Source organism: Bacteroides sp. MSK.18.37 (assembly GCF_019129155.2).
Lineage (GTDB): Bacteria > Bacteroidota > Bacteroidia > Bacteroidales > Bacteroidaceae > Bacteroides > Bacteroides ovatus.
In genome coordinates this window covers 5,519,749-5,540,039 of the sequence record NZ_JAHOIB020000001.1, presented here as the reverse complement: position 1 = coordinate 5,540,039, position 20,291 = coordinate 5,519,749, and the positions used below count along the sequence as shown (strand labels likewise).

Here is a 20,291-nt window from a genome sequence, read left to right as displayed (position 1 = left end):
CCTAAATCGCCTGATTTGTACATCTCTGGAGCTCGGTCCTGCTATGATATTAAGCAACTATCATTCAATATAGTTACCATTCTTCGTATCTTTGCAGTTACAAAACATTCAACATGAGAAATTTGAATTTACAAAAAGATACTACTGACACTTTGTAATTCTTAATCTATCAGGGATCGCTTCTTTCCTCCCTTTGGCTGAAGTAAAATTTTTCTGCCACTGTAGAGGGCTTTATTCAATTCACTATTCTACAATTAAGCATGATATATATACATTTTAATACGCGCACAGCATTTCTACAATCAAACGGGCATCACATGTACTAATAAAGTTCCCTTTTACTTTTTTCTTTTTACCATTATCAAAGCCCCAAATAGAAAAATCAATGGAAAGAAAGTAGGAAATTCTAACAACATTTACGATATAGCGACACTATCCCAATGGTTTGTTTACTTCATCCATAGCTTTTGATGACATTATCCGCATCTTTTACTTACTTTATCCTTATGTTTTTTACAAATATAGCGGCGCTTTTGATGTAAATATGCGGTGCTTTACGCAATAAAGGCATTGTTTTTCAATAAATCATGGGGATTTTCCTGCTAATAGAGAAGAATGATAGAACATGAGAGATAGCAAAACCCTTGATTACACGAACAATCGTCAGAATAATCAGAGATTCTAAAACTTTATGTATTTACTTTGTCATCGAATGGGTAATTACATAAAAAAGGGGAGCATTAAGGCAGCACTTACTTCCTACAATCTCCCCATAATCAATGCACACAAGTTCTTTTCGAATAAAACTGTTTGCAATATTTCTCTTTAATAGTTTTAGTACTGAATCACTTTATCACTACTAACTGTCTTATACCAATCAGTAGTTGAGCTCTGATCGTGTGCCCAATCTGCAAATTTAGAATATGCGTTCGTTATCACTGTTGTTTCTGTTGGATAAGCAAATTTATCAGGAACACACAAAGCCCATGTATTATTAACTGCCTTGATTACCTCAAGCACCTCATTATCCGCCAATTGTCCATTCGCCGTAGCCGAATTAAAATGAGTCAAATGGATTTCTGTTCTCTTTTGACCTATCCCCTGATAAGCAATGAAGAAGTCTAAACCATCTGTCACACTAGGGACGGATATTTCATTTTTAAGTTTGACGTTCACTTCAAGAGTATATATATCTGTAAGAGGAGTGCTAGCATTCCCAGTATTCAACATGGGGCGTTGTGCTCCTGTATATCCATATACATAATGTGCGTCTCCAAATAAAGGAATCACAAGTTCATTGCCATTGGCTTCATAAGATGCATTTTCAAATATACCAGAATTTAATGAGCCGGTACGTTGAGCAGCGCCTGCACCAAAACTTATCTCTTCCACATTATTTTTGTCTATTCCTCGTATTCTCAAACCAGCACCTAATTGTTTCACGGCACCAACTGCCCGAAGGTCAATTTTATATTTTAGTTCTTTCACATCATTACCGGCTGCAGGCAAAGTTACATTCAACACAATATCATTGAAATCGTAATCTCCTGCTTTCGGATAGTTATCTTCGAAAGCATAAGAATAAACTGCATATCGAATTTCTACATCATCCGGTTTTTCATCAGAGTTATACCCTTCTTTAACACAGTCACCGTCAGCAGGAAGTATAAATTCTGCTTTGCCCGGATTACAATAGGTAGCACCTTGCTGTAATCCCTTATTTACTAGCCATGCAAAAGGAGACCAGTTATAATGTGCTTCGCCTTTATATGTTTGATCTGTTATTTCACAAATGATATTATTACTTACTTTAGAAGCAGATTGAGCCAGACCGGAAGTATTATCTATTTCGTGAATTCTTAATAAGGCAGTTCCTTGTGTCGGACCGGTAACTGTTCTGAATAAATTAGCTTTGCCCGTACAAGTCAACATGGATTGTGCTTCCATCACGATATTATTATCATTTCCATTACCCGTCAATTCTTTGCAAATAGCTTCGGAAGTATTTCCCATAACAAGCGTACCAAATTGTAATTTTCCAGCTTTCAGATAACAACCGTTTTTAATATTAGTATTATTGTTGCCATCTATATTTTCGACTTCAATGGTTCCATGATTTATCAATGTCGTACCATTTGTAGAAGCATTATAAGAATTCAGTTTAAGTGTTCCATAATTCACAAAATCAACTCCGTTTCCACTTCCATCAATTTTCAAAAAGTCACAATCAATCGTACCCGCATTATAGTTTGTACGCCCAGCCGAACTATTTGTTATCTGAATACCTCTGTCACCAACAATACTTCCTCCCTGCATCACAGTTATATAAGAAGCCCGCGTTAATATCAGACTCCCATTTTTAGCAATCTCTATCTTTCCACCATTCTCAACGATAATTTCTGTAATATCAGAAAATTGATTACTATTCTCTATAACCCATGTGCTTCCTTGAGGAACGATTACTTTCACAGCACTTATTTCTCCATCTCTATTTCCAGTTGCACTAAATCCAGCTTTAAAAGTTCCTTCCTGAATCTTAAACCAACGCTCACTTTCTGTAAAAACAGGAAATTGACCATAACTTCCACCCCAGCCAGACTTTGCAGAAAGATCCCAATTAGCCTGAATGACAGTAGAAATTGCCTTTTTAGCACTAATAAAATCGGCTGTATAAGGAGCTTCCATGACTGGTATACTAGTCGTCACAGCTCGTGATATAGAACGTGTTGGCGTACCTTTGTCTCCAAAGTGCGCTGTCACTGTACCATTTTCAATCGCTGTCGGTTGGACCAGATAACGTTTGTGTTCATCTATACGCGCAACAAACACTTTATCAAGAGATGTTGCGCAATCCATCACCACATCCAAAGTCATACTTTGAGTGGCAGTTCCTTCCGCTAAGAGTTTTGCTGTACTTTCCGGGCTTAATGGATCGGCATCAAATATCTGTATCTTATAATCTACTCCTTGATCCCCATTGATTGACACATGTGCCGTTACACTTCGTGACATTGTCCAATCACCATCAGAGTCGATGTTTTTTACAGGAAAAGTTTCTTCGTAAATTTGTTTCAGTTGATCTGCATTAAACAGATTTTTCTCATTATCAACGCAACTAATAAAACTGATAGAAGATACTAACAACGAAAAAGTGAAGATTTTTACAATGCTTTGTTTCATAATCTTTAAATACTTAAGTTTGCTTTATTTGCACAAAAAATAAAAATCATTACGAATCAACAATCAGCAATGAATGTACAAAGATAGTTGTATTTACAAATAAGAAACGGATAAAGTTGTATTTTTCGACCTACGGTTAACATCTTTTAAAAGATAAGGCTTTAATTACTCCCAATAAAAAACGACCTATTACATTATTGAATATTAAAAGCTTAGAAGTACAAATATGCAATATGCAATCAAAAAAAAGAGTTGCAGATTCTATGCAACTCTCAATTAAACGACAAAGATCCAGTGTTACAAAGCACTACAACTACAAAATACCGAGCTCTTTCATCTCCTTATTAAAAGGATAAAAATTAAAAACTAAAAGGGGAAAATCAATGGTAATACAAAAATCATCACGATTCCCATAATAATCTGCAACGGCAATCCTACTTTTACATAATCCATAAAAGTATATTGACCGGCAGGCATCACCAGGGCGTTAGGCGGTGTAGAGAATGGAGAAGCGAAACACATACTTGCACCTACCGTCACAGCAAACAAGAAGGGAACCGGACTTACTCCGATCTGTATGGCACTTTGCAGAGCAATCGGTGCGAGTAAGACAGCCGTAGCTGTATTGCTGATAAACATCGTCATCAACGAAGTCGTAAAGTAAATACCTGCCATCAACGCAACAGGTCCGTATGATCCCAAGCCGTTAACCAGCGTATTGGAAATGTATTCCGAAGCTCCCGTTTTCTCCAATGCCAGAGACATAGGAAGCATAGCTGCAATCAATACAATACTCTCCCAGTTGATCGTTTTATAAGCTGCTTCTACATTACGGAAACATCCGGTTAATACCATCAATATACCCGCTATCATAACGGCTGTAACCGGAGCAACCGGAATAAAATCGAATACCATCATTACTACCATTAATACCATAATAGCAGCCGCTACCGGAGCTTTATAATCTAATGTAACTTTAGCCGCTTCCGCCAAAGGTTGTCCCAAAACAACCCAATCAGAATCTTCCTTGCTAAGACGAGCTATATTATTCCACGTTCCCTGAACCAGAAGCACATCACCACTATGAATCCGCTCATTTCCCAAATCCTGCAACAAGTATTCCTTTTTACGACGGATTCCTAATACGTTCACATTAAACTTATCACGAAAACCGGCTTCCTTAATTGTTTGGTTTATCAAATTAGAAGCTGGCATCAACACTATTTCAGCAATACCGATGTCATAAAAATCCAGAGAGTTAGTTGCGCTTTGAGTTTCTTCCGTTGCATGGTCACCTAAAATCTCTAGCAGGAAATCTTCTGCAAAAAGCTGTACCTTATCAAATTCTCCTGTCACATACAAAATATCCTCGGCTTGCAACATCGTGTCCGGTGCAGCAAACTTCTGGGTAATCGTTTTCAGAAAACGATGTTGCGATGCATCACCACGACGCACTTCCATGATATTCAAACCATATTTGCGACGAATATCCAAGTCAATAATCGTCTTGCCCAAAAGCCGGGAATCTTTTATTACCTGCAAACGAAACAGATTGCTAGAAAGCCCATATTCATTTACCAACTGTTTCAGTGACTTACCCGAACGTTTATTATCATCTTTCTGGCCTTTTTTAGAAAGAAACCATTTGCTAAGTGGCATCAATACCAGCGTACCGACAATCACACAGACAATGCCGACAGGCAGGAAAGAGAAGAAGGAAAGCGGTTCAAGTCCGGCAGAAGTCAACGTATTTTGTATCACAAGGTTCGGCGGAGTACCGATTAAAGTCATCATACCTCCCATACTACTTGCAAAAGCCAACGGCATCAACAGCCTACTCGGATTCATACCGGCACTCATTGCCAGACTGACAACAATAGGAAGCATCAGTGCCACCGTTCCTGTGTTACTGACAAACGCACCAATGGCCGAAGTCACCAACATCACCAACAGAAATAACCGGATCTCACTGGTTCCCGCAAGTTTAAGAATACGGGAACTAATCATCTTTGCCAATCCCGTTTGAAAGATAGCCCCTCCCACTACAAACAATCCGATCATCATAATGACTACCGAATTAGAAAAACCGGAAAGTGCTTCATCAGGAGTTAATATCTGAAAAATAAGTAAGGCTATCAGTGCACACAGTGCCACAATATCCGAACGAACCTTGCCGTTCACGAAAAAGACAGCCGAAAGAACGAGAATAATAATGGTTATTAGCATACGTAATTAAATGATTGTTTTATTTTGACTCTATCAAAACTTATTTAGGTGAACAAAAATAGAAAATACTCCAGCGTTATTAAAACAAACTAGAAATGATTTTAGTTCATGAGACATCATTTAATATTTTAATACATTTTCTTTCTGAAAAAAGACTCGAAATCAAGCAAAATATGATACCATACAAGAACTACAAGACACCATACCTCCACTATTTCTTCATCGCATATAATTACAGTCTCACAATATAATGTTGAAAGACAATATATTTATGTATTATTTTTTGAAAGTTAAAGAACAATTCATATCTTTACACCTCATTTATATCAAACATTTTATGGCAAACAATTATTTGTTAAATTATTGGATTAACGAAGTTCATTGGGGTTATAATTATTTACTAGTAGTTATTTTGCTCCTTGTCATCAGCATCTTACTATATAGAATCCGTAAATTACAAAAAACGATTAAAAAGACCAATCATTCCTACCGTTTCTCCTTTGATATTCTCGATAACCTTCCTTTCCCCATCTTTGTAAAAGATATAACAAACGATTTCCGATACTATTACTGGAATAAAGAATCAGCCGCTCAATCCGGCATTAGCAGTGAAGAAGCCATCGGACATACTGATTATGAAATTTATGGAGAAGAAAGAGGTGAAAAATACCGGCATATCGACAAAGAACTCATACAAGCAGGCAAAGTATATCGCAAAGAAGAGAAATACACCACTCCCGATGGAATCACCCATGATACTATTGCCGTTAAATCTATTATTTCATGGGAAGGAGAAAAGAAATGGCTGTTGGCAACCCGGTGGGATATCACACAACTCAAGAATTATGAAAGAGAATTAGTTGCCGCCAAGGAAGAACTGGAAAAAGCATTGAAGAAGCAAAAACTAGCTCTAAAAAGTATCGACTTCGGTCTTATCTATATTGATAAAAATTACCGCGTACAATGGGAGGAAACAAGACAAATAGCCAGCCTGGTAAAAGGCAGACGATACATACCGGGAAAAATTTGCTATCAGACCAGTGCACTTCGTAATGAACCGTGTGGACAATGTGCTTTCAAGAAAGCTATCGAACAGGGCAAAATTATCCGGCATACCATCAGAGTAGACGATGTAGATTTTGAAGTGACCGCAACACCTGTATTCGGCGATGAAAAGGAAACTGAAATTATTGGAGGATTACTTCGTTTTGAAAACATCACTGAAAAATTAAAGATGGACAAAATGCTGCAGGAAGCAAAGGAAAAAGCCGAAGAATCCAATCGGCTCAAATCTGCCTTTCTCGCTAATATGAGCCATGAAATACGAACCCCGTTAAATGCGATTGTAGGATTCTCCGAAATGGTTTGCCAAACGGAGGAAGAGGAAGAGAGAAAAGAATTTGTAAAAATCATCTCCAGCAACAATATCTTATTATTGCAACTGATAGACGACATCCTCGATCTTTCTAAAATTGAAGCCGGTACTATGGAATTTACATTTGCACAGACTGATATCAATGAATTGATGGAAGGTATTTGCAGACAAATGCAAGAAAAGAATTCTTCCCCAGACGTTCAAATCTTATTCACAGAGAAAGCAGATCAATGCATGATGTATACCGACCGCATACGTCTATCACAGGTTATCATCAACTTTACAAATAATGCTTTGAAATTCACCCCCAAAGGTTCTATCGAAATGGGATACCGGATTGAAGAAGCCAAAGATGAAATATACTTTTATGTAAAAGATACAGGTATCGGAATTCCTGCTGACAAGATAGATAAAGTGTTTGAACGCTTCGTCAAACTGAACTCCTTTATTAAAGGGACAGGACTCGGACTAGCCATCTGCCGTGTCATAGTAGAAAGACTGGGCGGGGTTATCGGAGTGGAATCTAAAGAAGGAGAAGGCTCTCGCTTCTGGTTCAGAATTCCAAGGTCAGAGAAAATTGAGAAATAATAAAAAGAAAAGAGGATATTGTGAAAAGTATGTTCCAATATCCTCTTTATCCTATATTTTTAATGTAAGAGTATGCTTAAAGTGCAGTCTCTAATATCCTGCGGGCAACAGCACCCGTTACATTTCCATTCTCTCCATATTTAGCACCACGTTCATTGAATCGGCGTTCGATTTCCAGAATAGTATCCTGTCCGATGTTCTCTTCATGCAAACGTGTAGTCAGCCCAAGCGAACGAAAGAACTCTTCGGTATGACAAATCGCTTCATCAATCCGTTCTTCTCGCGTACCGGAAGTAATTCCCCAGACTCTTTCACCATACTGCAAAAGTTTATCTCCTTTTTCTTCATGAAGCACCTGTAAAGTGGCAGGAAGAACAATGGCTAACGTATGACCATGTGTCAATCCGTGCAAAGCAGTAATTTCATGGCCAATCATGTGAGTTGCCCAGTCTTGCGACACTCCCATAGCAATAAATCCATTCAATGCCATTGTAGCCGAAAGCATAAAATCAGCCATCAGTTGATAATCATGCTGGTTTTCACGGATTTTCGGAGCTATTTCTACCAAAGTTTGTAAAATGCCTTCCGCCCAACGATCCATAATGCGGCTCTGCCCGGGAGTAGTCATATATTGCTCCATCACATGAACAAAGGTATCAGCCAAACCACAGGCCACCTGATGAGGAGGCAAGGTAAAAGTTACTTCCGGGTCAAGAATAGAGAAGATTGGATAGTTAGCATAAAAAGGATATTTCTCTTTTGTTTCACGACGGGAAATAACTGCCCCGTTATTCATCTCCGAACCGGTAGCGGGCAAAGTCAATACAGTGGCAAGAGGTACAGTATGAGTGACTGGACGTCCGGCAAGTACTAAATCCCAGGCATCACCATCATACAGGATTCCTGCGGAAATCAATTTCGTACCGTCAATAACGGAACCACCACCAACAGCCAGCAGATAATCTACTTTCTCTTCTTTTCCCAAAGCAATAGCTTTACGGAGAGTTTCAATGGCAGGATTGGGTTCGATTCCCCAGAATTCTACTGTAAAATGATTCTTCAATGCTTCCTTTACCTGATCGTACACTCCGTTTTTCTTCACGCTTCCACCGCCAAAAGTAATCATAATACGCTTGTCGGACGGTATTTCTTTAGCCAACCGAGCAATCATCCCTTTTCCCATTATCAGTTTCACGGGATTTTGAAAAATAAAATTTTCCATATCTTAGTCTATTGTTATTATTTTGGTTATTAGTCACTATCCTTGCAAAGATATATGATTTATCCGAACCCTGTCAGAATCAAGCGAAGAATTGTTGTGCCACGGAAGGAACCATAGCCGACAACCAGGGTTTCATATCCTCTGCTACCAATAACCAATACAATAATAATATAATGAAAATGGCAATAGCGATACCTACTAAAACTTTTCTCTGTTTCATAATTGTTTTTGTTTAAATATTCAATATTTATAAGAACAGTTCAGGTTGAAAATTGTTCTATATCAGAAAAATGAAGGCAAAAGAGAAAAAAAGTCATTTTTTGTTTGCTGTTTCAAACAAAGTGTCTATATTTGCCCCCATAAAATTACAAAAGACAATGAGAACAATGTTAGTAAATACATATTGGTGGTGGCACCCGTTACAACTCCGACAGTCGTAAGGGAGCAGTGCTCGTATGTATATACCTCATTAAAGATATAACAGATTTGAAAGAGCCCTGTCGCAACTTGCGGCAGGGCTCTTTTTATTTGCCCATTTTCGAACAGATTTAGATAATAACATAAAAAATAGATAGGATTATGAAAAGTTTTTTAGTTGACCAGGATGGCTATTACGGAGAATTCGGTGGTGCTTATGTACCGGAAATCCTCCACAAATGTGTTGAGGAACTGACAAACAAGTACCTCGAAGTGATTGAAAGCGAAGAGTTTAAAAAGGAATTTGAGCAATTATTACGCGACTACGTAGGACGCCCTTCCCCACTCTATCTGGCAAAACGCCTTTCCGAAAAGTATGGTTGCAAGTTGTATCTGAAACGGGAAGACCTGAATCATACCGGTGCACACAAAATCAACAACACCATCGGACAAATCTTGCTGGCACGCCGCATGGGAAAGAAACGCATCATCGCCGAAACCGGAGCCGGACAACATGGAGTAGCAACAGCTACCGTATGTGCGTTGATGGATATGGAATGTATCGTTTATATGGGAAAGACGGATGTAGAACGCCAACATATCAATGTGGAGAAAATGAAAATGCTGGGAGCTACCGTTATTCCCGTTACTTCCGGAAACATGACCTTGAAAGACGCAACCAACGAAGCGATCCGCGACTGGTGTTGCCATCCTGCCGACACTTATTATATTATCGGCTCTACCGTAGGCCCTCATCCTTATCCTGATATGGTGGCACGCCTGCAATCTGTTATCAGCGAAGAAATAAAAAAACAACTGCAAGAAAAAGAAGGACGTGACTATCCGGATTATCTGATAGCCTGCGTTGGAGGAGGAAGTAATGCTGCCGGAACGATTTATCATTATATCAATGATGAACGGGTAGGCATCATTCTGGCGGAAGCCGGAGGTAAAGGAATAGAAACCGGAATGACCGCCGCCACCATCCAACTCGGTAAAATGGGAATTATCCACGGAGCGCGTACTTACGTCATCCAAAACGAAGACGGACAGATTGAAGAGCCTTACTCGATTTCCGCCGGACTGGATTATCCGGGCATTGGTCCGATACACGCCAATCTTGCCGCACAAAGACGTGCCAACGTTTTGGCAATCAATGACGACGAAGCAATAGAAGCCGCTTACGAACTGACTAAACTCGAAGGTATTATCCCTGCACTGGAATCCGCCCATGCATTAGGAGCTTTGAGAAAATTGAAGTTCAAACCGGAAGATATCGTTGTATTGACTGTTTCAGGACGAGGAGACAAAGATATTGAAACCTATTTATCGTTTAATGAACAGCAATAAGTAATTAGTAAACCATCATTCGTAATCAATAATCAAGCAATTATAGAAATGAAAACATTTAATTATACAACTCATAGCAAACAAGTGCTCGGAGATATGCATACTCCTGTCAGCATTTACCTGAAAGTGCGCGACATGTATCCGCAATCTGCATTAATGGAAAGTTCCGACTATCATGCCGGAGAAAATTCCTTGTCATTTATAGCCCTCTGTCCCCTGGCAAGTATCGGTATAAACGGCGGCATTGTCACTGCCAACTATCCCGATAACAGCCGCACGGAAGACCCCCTGACAAAAACCTTCCATGTAGAAAAAGCCATGAACCGGTTTATCAATCAATTCCAGGTGACCGGGGATAATAAGAATGTATGTGGACTTTACGGATACACGACGTTCAACGCTGTGAAATACTTCGAGCACATCCCGGTGAAAGAAAGTCACGATGAGCAAAATGACGCTCCGGATTTGCTATACATATTATATAAGTACGTCATTGTTTTCAATCATTTCAAAAATGAATTGACACTCGTTGAAATGTTGTCCGAAGGAGAAGAAAGCGGCTTACCGGAACTGGAAGCAGCCATCGAAAACCGGAATTATGCTTCTTACAACTTCTCTGTAACAGGTCCCGTTACCAGCCCTATCACCGACGAGGAGCATAAAGCCAATGTCCGCAAAGGAATCGCGCACTGTATGCGTGGAGATGTTTTCCAAATCGTACTTTCCAGAAGATTTATCCAACCTTATGCCGGAGATGATTTCAAAGTGTACCGCGCACTCCGCAGCATCAATCCTTCTCCTTATCTTTTCTACTTCGATTTCGGAGGATACCGCATCTTCGGTTCTTCACCGGAAACACATTGCAAAATCGAAGATGGTCGTGCTTACATCGATCCGATTGCCGGAACTACCCGCCGTACCGGAGATGTAGTAAAAGACCGGGAACTGACAGAAGCTTTATTGGCTGACCCTAAAGAAAATGCAGAGCATGTCATGCTGGTTGATCTTGCCAGAAACGACCTTTCCCGTAATTGTCATGATGTACGCGTACTATTCTATAAGGAACCACAATATTATAGTCATGTCATTCACCTGGTAAGCCGTGTCAGCGGTATGTTGAATGAGGGTGCAGATAAAATAAAAACGTTTATTGATACGTTTCCTGCCGGCACATTAAGCGGTGCTCCCAAAGTACGCGCTATGCAGTTAATCAGCGAAATCGAACCACATAATCGTGGAGCCTATGGTGGCTGTATCGGTTTTATCGGATTGAACGGCGAATTAAATCAGGCTATCACTATCCGTACTTTTGTAAGCCGCAACAATGAACTCTGGTTCCAAGCCGGAGGAGGTATTGTAGCACGCAGTCAGGATGAATATGAACTGCAAGAGGTGAACAACAAACTGGGAGCACTGAAAAAGGCGATTGATTTAGCTGTCAAATTAAAAAATTGAAAGCAGAGATAGTATTTGAACAACCATTTTACAATGACAATAAAAATGAAAATATTACTTTTAGATAACTACGACTCTTTCACTTATAACCTACTGCACGCAGTGAAAGAATTAGGGGCTACAGATGTAGAAGTAGTTCGCAACGACCAGATAGAGCTTGATGAAGTAGACCGATTTGATAAAATCATCCTGTCTCCCGGACCGGGCATACCCGAAGAGGCCGGACTGCTATTACCTATTATTAAAAGATATGCTCCGACCAAAAGCATTCTGGGTGTCTGCCTCGGTCATCAAGCCATCGGCGAAGCTTTCGGAGCACGTCTGGAAAATCTCAAAGAAGTATATCATGGGGTACAGACTCCGATTACCATCCTTCACCAGGATTTGCTTTTTGAAGGGTTGGGAAAAGAAATCCCTGTTGGAAGATACCATTCCTGGGTAGTCAGCCGGGAAGGTTTTCCCGATTGCCTGGAAATAACGGCAGAAAGTCAGGAAGGACAAATCATGGCAATCCGCCATAAGACCTACAATGTACATGGTATTCAGTTCCATCCCGAATCAGTATTAACTCCGCAAGGAAAAGAAATTATTAAAAACTTCTTAAACGATTAAACTTATGAAACAGATTCTATACAAACTTTTCGAACATCAATATTTGGGACGCGATGAGGCTCGCACCATTTTACAGAACATCGCACAAGGAAAATATAATGATGTACAGGTAGCCTCTTTAATTACCGTCTTTCTGATGCGTAATATCTCTGTGGAAGAATTATGCGGTTTCCGCGATGCATTGCTTGAAATGCGTATTCCGGTTGATTTAAGTGAATTTGCTCCGATAGATATCGTAGGAACCGGAGGTGATGGAAAAAATACATTTAATATTTCTACAGCTTCCTGTTTTACTGTTGCCGGAGCCGGTTTCCCGGTTGTGAAACATGGTAATTACGGAGCAACATCAGTCAGCGGTGCCAGTAATGTAATGGAGCAACACGGTGTAAAGTTCACCAGTAACGTCGATCAACTGCGCCGTAGCATGGAGAAATGTAATCTTGCCTATCTGCATGCTCCTTTATTCAATCCGGCATTAAAGGCAGTTGCTCCGGTTCGTAAAGGATTGGCAGTGCGCACTTTCTTTAATATGCTCGGTCCGTTGGTTAATCCGGTATTACCGGCCTATCAGCTTTTAGGAGTTTACAACCTCCCGTTACTTCGCCTCTATACCTATACTTATCAGGAAAGCAAGACGAAATTTGCCGTTGTTCATAGTCTCGACGGATATGACGAAATCTCTCTGACAAATGAGTTTAAAGTGGCGACCAGCGATCATGAAAAGATTTACGCTCCCGAGAGTCTCGGATTCTCCCGCTATAAGGAAACTGACCTGGATGGTGGACAAACACCGGAAGATGCAGCTAAGATTTTCGACCAGATCATGAATAACACGGCTACAGAAGCTCAAAAAAATGTAGTGGTAGTCAATTCAGCTTTCGCCATCCATGTGATTTGTCCGGAGAAGACTATTGAAGAATGTATTGCTCTCTCCAAAGAGTCATTGGAAAGTGGACGCGCATTAGCTACCCTAAAAAAATTCATTGAATTGAACAGTTAATGTTTTATTTTTGCAAATCCATCATTTACAATTAATAATCCCACATCAATGAAAGATATATTATCAGAGATTATAGCAAACAAACGATTTGAAGTTGACCTGCAAAAGCAGGCTATCTCCATCGAGCAATTACAGGAAGGTATCAGCGAAGTTCCGACCTCTCGTTCTATGAAGCAGGCATTAGCCTCATCTGCATCGGGTATTATCGCTGAATTCAAGCGTCGGTCTCCATCCAAAGGATGGATAAAGGAAGAAGCATGCCCGGAAGAAATTGTTCCCTCCTATGCAGCAGCAGGAGCTTCTGCCCTTTCCATCCTCACCGACGAGAAATTTTTCGGAGGAAGCCTGAAGGACATCCGCACTGCACGCCCTTTGGTAGAGATCCCCATTCTTAGGAAGGACTTCATCATTGACGAATACCAGCTTTATCAAGCCAAAATTGTCGGTGCCGATGCCGTACTTCTTATCGCAGCCGCATTAGAACCGGAGAAATGTAATGAACTTGCAGAAAAAGCTCATGAACTAGGTCTGGAAGTTCTTCTGGAGATTCATAGCTCCGAGGAATTAATATACATCGACAAGAAAATAGATATGGTAGGAATCAACAATCGTAATCTGGGTACTTTCTTCACTGATGTAGAAAACTCTTTCCGCTTGGCCGGACAGCTTCCCCAAGATGCTGTATTGGTATCCGAAAGCGGCATCTCCGATCCGGAAATAGTAAACCGACTTCGGGCAGCCGGATTCCGTGGATTCCTGATCGGTGAAACATTTATGAAAACACAGCAACCGGGAGAAACTTTACAGAATTTCCTGCAAGCAATCCAATAAACTAATTATTCAAAACGGACAGCCCTATGATTAACGGAAAAATTATCAAAGTATGCGGTATGCGTGAAGCTGAAAACATACAGGACGTAGAGTCTATCGAAGGCATAGATATGCTGGGATTCATCTTCTATCCTAAATCTCCCCGATATGTCTACGAGCTTCCGGCTTACTTGCCCATTCATGCCCGACGTGTCGGAGTTTTCGTCAACGAAGACAAGCAGATAATCAGCATGTATGCTGATCGTTTCGGACTGAATTATGTACAGCTCCACGGAAATGAATCGCCCGAATACTGCCGGTCCTTACATTCCACTGGATTGAAAATCATCAAGGCTTTTTCAGTAGACCGTCCCAAAGATTTGAGAAAGGTATATGACTACGAAAAAGTCTGTGATCTTTTTCTGTTCGATACCAAATGCGAACAATATGGTGGTTCGGGAAATCAATTCGACTGGAGTATCCTGGATATGTACAATGGACATGTACCCTTCCTATTGAGCGGAGGCATTAACTCATACAGTGCCAATGCCCTGAAAGAGTTTAAACATCCCCGGCTTGCCGGATACGATCTCAACAGCCGTTTTGAATTGAAACCGGGAGAAAAGGATCCGGAGCGTATCCGGACATTTTTAAACGAATTAAAATCATAATCTAAAAATTCCAACGTCATGAATAGAATTAATCAACTTTTCAATAGCAACAAGAAAGACATACTTTCTATTTATTTTTGTGCCGGTACTCCTACTTTGGATGGTACCGCTGATGTAATCCGCACGCTCGAAAAGCACGGAGTGAGTATGATTGAAGTCGGCATTCCTTTCAGTGATCCGATGGCAGATGGCATTGTTATTCAGAATGCCGCTACGCAGGCATTGCGCAATGGTATGTCTCTAAAACTTCTTTTTGAACAATTACGGGATATTCGCAAGGACGTAAAAATCCCACTTGTGCTTATGGGATATTTAAACCCAATCATGCAATTCGGATTTGAGAATTTCTGCCGTAAATGTGTGGAATGTGGTATCGACGGCGTCATTATCCCTGATCTCCCTTTCCGTGATTACCAAGAACATTATCGTATCATTGCCGAACGCTATAACATCAGAGTGATTATGCTCATCACACCGGAAACCAGCGAAGAACGGGTACGCGAGATAGATACACATACCGACGGATTTATTTATATGGTTTCATCAGCAGCAACCACCGGAGCGCAACAAGATTTCAACGAACAAAAACGGGCTTACTTCAAAAAGATTGAAGGTATGCATCTGAACAATCCGTTGATGGTGGGATTTGGTATCTCCAATAAAGCAACATTCCAAGCAGCTTGCGAACACGCTTCCGGAGCTATCATCGGCAGTAAGTTCGTCACTCTGCTCGAAGAAGAAAAAGACCCGGAAAAGGCGATTACCAGACTGAAAGAAGCCCTGAAGTAAGAGCCTCGGATGAAAATTTCCGCAGGCCGCAGGGCTATTTCCGCAAACCGTGGGGCTATTTCTGCAAGCCGTGGGGAGGCCGTACTTCACCCGTGGGACGAGCAGAGACAAGCCGTGAGCTGAACAAAAACAAGACGTGGACTGAACAGGATCGAGGCGTGGGCTGACAATCTCGTTGCCCCTGTCATTCACCGAATCCGAAGTCCGAACAACAACAGCAGCAGTCTTCCTTTCCTCGCCAATATTGCTGCTGTTGTTTACAACAGTAGTAATATTTCTCTTCTACTCTACTCTCTTGAGTTTCATTCGGTTTTTGCCCTTTATCCATCGGCGTTTCAGAGTTTTTTTCCACTGCACTTTTTTCCACTGGTTTTTGCATACTATTAACCACTGATTTGCTGTAGTCATTCTTTGCACACAGATACAGCAACAACACATAAATCCCTACAAGTTGCACTCCCCCTATCTGATACATCATGACGCTCAAATTGTCGCCTGCCCAAAAACAGATTTCTAACGGAAAATACCGGTCATTTTTCATTTTCTCTTTCGTTTTTTATTTAAAGCCGGACACTTCGTCCAACCTGCCCCAAAGATGGGGACATTTTTTCATACTACATATCGCAAAAATGCAACATAGATATTTTTTATAGTCTTGTCCTTCCAACTTTATATAATTCGTCGTTTAGCACTCATTATTCGCATTTAATCCGTATCTTTGCCAATGTTTTAACAGTAATTCAACAATTATGAGAGCAGAAACTCCTTCCGTTTTGTTAATTTACACGGGTGGGACTATCGGAATGATAGAGAATCCGGAAACAGGTGCCTTAGAAAATTTCAACTTCGATCATTTGCTTAAGCACGTCCCCGAACTGAAAAGATTCAACTACCGCATTTCCTCCTACCAATTCGATCCCCCTCTCGACTCTTCGGACATGGAACCTGCTTACTGGGCAAAACTGGTAAAGATCATCAATTACAATTATGATTATTTCGATGGTTTCGTCATCCTTCACGGAACAGACACAATGGCTTACACTGCCTCTGCACTAAGTTTCATGCTCGAAAATCTAAGCAAACCTGTCATCCTCACAGGTTCCCAGCTCCCGATCGGGACTTTGCGCACAGACGGAAAGGAAAACCTCATCACAGCCATCGAAATTGCAGCAGCTAAAAATCCGGATGGTACAGCCATTGTTCCGGAGGTTTGTATTTTCTTTGAGAATCATTTGATGCGTGGCAACCGTACCACCAAAATCAATGCGGAGAATTTCAATGCTTTCCGCTCTTTCAATTATCCGCCATTGGCACGGGTAGGTATCCACATTAAATATGAGCCTAATCTCATTCGAAAACCAGACCCGACAAAACCGTTAAAGCCGCATTACCTGTTTGACACCAATGTAGTTATTCTAACGCTTTTTCCGGGCATTCAAGAGAGTATCGTGACTTCTCTGCTTCATGTTCCGGGATTGAAAGCGGTTGTCATGAAAACCTTCGGTTCGGGAAATGCTCCGCAAAAAGAATGGTTCATCCGCCAACTAAAGGAAGCTACCGATCGTGGAATTATCATTGTCAACATTACACAATGTGCCTCCGGAGCAGTAGAAATGGGACGTTACGAAACAGGAATGCATCTTCTGGAAGCAGGTGTAATCAGTGGATATGACAGTACCCCCGAATGTGCCATAACAAAGCTCATGTTTTTATTGGGACATGGATTACCCAACAAGGATATCCGATATAAAATGAACTCCTGCTTAATAGGAGAAATCACCAAGTCTTAAGTTAAATCCATCTATTGTAACCCCCTGATTTTCATTTTAAACAGTTGTATAAAAGTGAAAATCAGGGGATTTCTCTTCATCATCATCAAGACCGAATCAAACCTAAAAGAGCCAAAGAAGAACCAAAACGGAAGTATAGTTGTTTTCACTCCATAAAATAACAGAAAAAACATTTCCAATAAAAGATATGCAGTTATTTTTGTGATGGATTTGGTTACAAACAATCAAGCAATAATACATTATGATGAAGAAAACAATTCAATTTGTACCCATCATTGCAATAGCGATGGCAGGTACTATGTCTAGTTGTGTTGACTCTGGAAAGGATCTCTATGATCCGTCTTACGAAACACCTAACCCGATGGGAGATGGCTTTGCTGCTCCCGATGATATCGATTGGAACATGATAACCACTAAAAATGTCTCGGTCGAAGTGAAAGATGAAGAAGGAGGACTATTTGCTTATTTAGTTGAAATATATGCAGAAGATCCTTTGACTAATGAAAGCGCTTCCGTGCTCGCTGCAAGGACAGCTAATAAAGAAAACAACTTTAAATTTACAACCGCTGTCAGTCTGCTGCCAACTCAAAAGGGTATTTATGTGAAGCAAACCGACCCTAGAGGACGTGAACAGGTATATCAGTTCGATGTGCCGGAAAACAGCGATAATATTACCTGTAAACTCTATTATGCAGGATCTACTGCACAAAATAGAGCGTTGATGAGTCGTGCCGCTGCTACAAGAGGCCTTTCATTTGAAAAGCCGGATTACTATTCCATACCTGCTAATGCAAAAGAAGTGACTGAAATGTCAGGAACCACTTTGCTGCGTGATGCTTCTTACAAAATCACCTCTGACTATGCCGGCACATTCAAGTTTGACGGTTATGACGGTGAAATTGCAACCAAAGTTTATGTAGATGCTAAATGGACGATTCCCGCAACATTCCAATTCCAAAACGGTATTGAAATCATTGTGATGAATAATGCTAAAATTGAAGCATCAGGAACCATGACGTTCATTAGAAACTCCATGTTGACCATTATGGAAAAGGGAGAAGTGAATGCAGAGGATATATCATTCACCAATGGAGCGCCTGCTGCATTAAGAAACTGGGGTGCACTGACTGTAGCGAACACAATGACACTACATTCCGGTGCAACACTCTACAACAAAGGAACCATAACCAGCAAGAATATCTCAATCAATTCCAATACGAAAATTGTAAATGACAATAAAATCAGTTTGGAAGGAGAATTAAATCTGCCGTCTAATTTCTCTTTGGAAAATAACGGAGAGATTTATGGAGAGAAATTAATTGCAAATTCCGACGCTGTTGCTACCAACAACAACATCATGAAGTTTACAACCATCAGTCTCACCAATACGACTGTCAACAACGCTTGTAGCATGGAAGCAACGACTTCTTTCTATGCCAACGGAGCGACGTTTAACTTTACTCAAGGATATTTGAAAGCTCCTAAAATGGAGTTTGTTAATGGAACAGTAAATTTAAGTGATGGTTCTATGCTGGATGCTACGACAAGTATCAGCATACCTCCCGGTTATGCCAAGTTTTATGGAAAAGGCGAAAATACTTCTATGATAAAATCACCGGTTATCACCGGACAAGGTTTCACATATGATGGAAATTTGGTTATTGAATGTGATAGCCACGTTGAAAAGAACCAATGGTGGGAAAACTTCCATGTACTGAATGGCCCATACTTCACCAAAATGGGAGACTCTAAAGTCATCATCGATGTTTGTACAGGAATTAAAAATGGTGGAAATGAAGGAGGAGATCCTGAAGATCCTAAGTTCCCGATCATCATGGATGATAATCGCAATTATGCTTATCTGTTTGAAGACCAATGGCCTTTATATGGGGATTACGATATGAACGACCTTGTTCTGATTATCAAGGAAAGAAAGATCTCCATCAATAAGAGCAATAAGGCAGAAGAGTTCACGTTAAGTCTTGATTTATCGGCTGCCGGAGCTACCAAGAGTATTGGAGCTGCTATCATGCTGGACGGTGTTCCTGCCAGTGCCATTACGCAGCCGGTGGAATTCAGTGACAACTCTCTTTTTAAAGGTTTCAATGTGAATAGTAATCTGATTGAGAACGGACAGGACTATGCGGTTATTCCATTATTTGACGATGCTCACAAAGCATTGGGAAGAGACCGTTACGAACAGATCAATACGATTGCAGGTCACTCTGCCAATACGAGTCCTAAAAATATCAGTTTCACTATAAAGTTCAGCAATCCTATCTCTGTGGATGAGCTTAATATCAATAAACTGAATGTTTTCATTTTCGTAGAAGGAAACAGAAACCAGCGTAAGGAGATTCATATTGTCGGTTATCAACCAACTAAGTTGGCAAATACCGACTTGTTCGGAGGCAACAACGACGATAGTTCTACTTCCCGCAAGAGATATTACATCAGCAAAGATAACCTGGCATGGGGAATCATGGTTCCGACAGACTTCAAATGGCCTTTGGAATATGTGAATATCAAATCAGCTTACTCGTTATTCGAAAGTTGGGTGACCAGTGGCGGTACTAAGAATGAAGAATGGTGGAAAACTTTTGATTCATCAAGAGTATATAAATAAGCCTAACAATTAATCTTTAACACGGATTCCAGTTTTTATGGAATCCGTGTTTTTTCATTAAGATGCTGTAAGTTGCAATTAATAGAAAAAAAAGATATATCACGAATTTTACTCTCCTGATTGGGGATTATTCTAAAATAATATCTATATTTGCAGTGTATCACAAATATTATGTGACAA

15 protein-coding genes are annotated in these 20,291 nt (G+C 40.4%); 10 read left to right on the top strand and 5 right to left on the bottom strand.

Annotated elements, in window-relative coordinates:
* Positions 1-834: 834 nt before the first annotated feature.
* Positions 835-3,180, bottom strand: a complete 2,346-nt coding sequence (locus KSX81_RS21380; RefSeq protein ID WP_032854220.1) for an LruC domain-containing protein — start codon at positions 3,178-3,180, stop codon at positions 835-837.
* Positions 3,181-3,546: 366 nt separating this feature from the next.
* A complete protein-coding gene (locus tag KSX81_RS21375; RefSeq protein ID WP_004300098.1) occupies positions 3,547-5,406 on the bottom strand; it encodes an SLC13 family permease in 1,860 nt (619 codons plus the stop codon).
* Between the two features lie 337 nt (positions 5,407-5,743).
* Between KSX81_RS21375 and KSX81_RS21370 the strand changes: the two genes are divergently transcribed.
* Complete coding sequence (locus tag KSX81_RS21370) at positions 5,744-7,369, top strand: ATP-binding protein (RefSeq protein ID WP_032853665.1); 1,626 nt, start codon at positions 5,744-5,746, stop codon at positions 7,367-7,369.
* 76 nt (positions 7,370-7,445) lie between these two features.
* Here the strand turns inward: KSX81_RS21370 and KSX81_RS21365 are convergent, their stop codons facing one another.
* A complete protein-coding gene (locus tag KSX81_RS21365; protein ID WP_004300100.1) occupies positions 7,446-8,591 on the bottom strand; it encodes an iron-containing alcohol dehydrogenase in 1,146 nt (381 codons plus the stop codon).
* 79 nt (positions 8,592-8,670) lie between these two features.
* A complete protein-coding gene (locus KSX81_RS21360; protein WP_004300101.1) occupies positions 8,671-8,811 on the bottom strand; it encodes a hypothetical protein in 141 nt (46 codons plus the stop codon).
* 359 nt (positions 8,812-9,170) lie between these two features.
* On the opposite strand from KSX81_RS21360, the gene trpB reads away from it, so the two are divergent.
* From trpB to trpA, 7 genes are read left to right on the top strand one after another with little or no spacing between them, the layout of a single operon-like run.
* On the top strand, positions 9,171-10,358 hold the full coding sequence (gene trpB / locus KSX81_RS21355) for a tryptophan synthase subunit beta (RefSeq protein ID WP_004303719.1): 1,188 nt from the start codon (positions 9,171-9,173) through the stop codon (positions 10,356-10,358).
* 48 nt (positions 10,359-10,406) lie between these two features.
* On the top strand, positions 10,407-11,813 hold the full coding sequence (locus KSX81_RS21350) for an anthranilate synthase component I family protein (RefSeq protein WP_032846146.1): 1,407 nt from the start codon (positions 10,407-10,409) through the stop codon (positions 11,811-11,813).
* 45 nt (positions 11,814-11,858) lie between these two features.
* Positions 11,859-12,425 carry an anthranilate synthase component II gene (locus KSX81_RS21345; RefSeq protein WP_008651733.1) on the top strand — a complete coding sequence of 189 codons (567 nt, stop codon included), beginning with the start codon at positions 11,859-11,861 and terminating at the stop codon, positions 12,423-12,425.
* A gap of 4 nt (positions 12,426-12,429) precedes the next feature.
* Entirely contained in the window at positions 12,430-13,425 is a 996-nt protein-coding gene (gene trpD / locus KSX81_RS21340; RefSeq protein WP_004317865.1) for an anthranilate phosphoribosyltransferase, read from the top strand.
* Positions 13,426-13,473: 48 nt separating this feature from the next.
* Positions 13,474-14,256, top strand: coding sequence for an indole-3-glycerol phosphate synthase TrpC (trpC, locus tag KSX81_RS21335; RefSeq protein WP_004303722.1), 783 nt, complete (start codon positions 13,474-13,476; stop codon positions 14,254-14,256).
* Between the two features lie 26 nt (positions 14,257-14,282).
* Positions 14,283-14,906: a phosphoribosylanthranilate isomerase gene (locus tag KSX81_RS21330; protein WP_004317863.1), complete on the top strand. Its 624-nt coding sequence runs from the start codon at positions 14,283-14,285 to the stop codon at positions 14,904-14,906.
* A gap of 18 nt (positions 14,907-14,924) precedes the next feature.
* Positions 14,925-15,695, top strand: coding sequence for a tryptophan synthase subunit alpha (gene trpA, locus KSX81_RS21325; protein WP_004303723.1), 771 nt, complete (start codon positions 14,925-14,927; stop codon positions 15,693-15,695).
* A gap of 184 nt (positions 15,696-15,879) precedes the next feature.
* Here trpA and KSX81_RS21320 read toward each other — a convergent pair whose 3' ends face one another.
* Positions 15,880-16,236: a hypothetical protein gene (locus KSX81_RS21320; RefSeq protein ID WP_004317860.1), complete on the bottom strand. Its 357-nt coding sequence runs from the start codon at positions 16,234-16,236 to the stop codon at positions 15,880-15,882.
* 208 nt (positions 16,237-16,444) lie between these two features.
* Between KSX81_RS21320 and KSX81_RS21315 the strand changes: the two genes are divergently transcribed.
* Positions 16,445-17,485 (top strand): asparaginase, encoded by a 1,041-nt coding sequence (locus tag KSX81_RS21315; protein ID WP_004300111.1) that lies wholly within the window; start codon positions 16,445-16,447, stop codon positions 17,483-17,485.
* Positions 17,486-17,726: 241 nt separating this feature from the next.
* Complete coding sequence (locus KSX81_RS21310; protein WP_004317858.1) at positions 17,727-20,111, top strand: LruC domain-containing protein; 2,385 nt, start codon at positions 17,727-17,729, stop codon at positions 20,109-20,111.
* Positions 20,112-20,291: the final 180 nt, after the last annotated feature.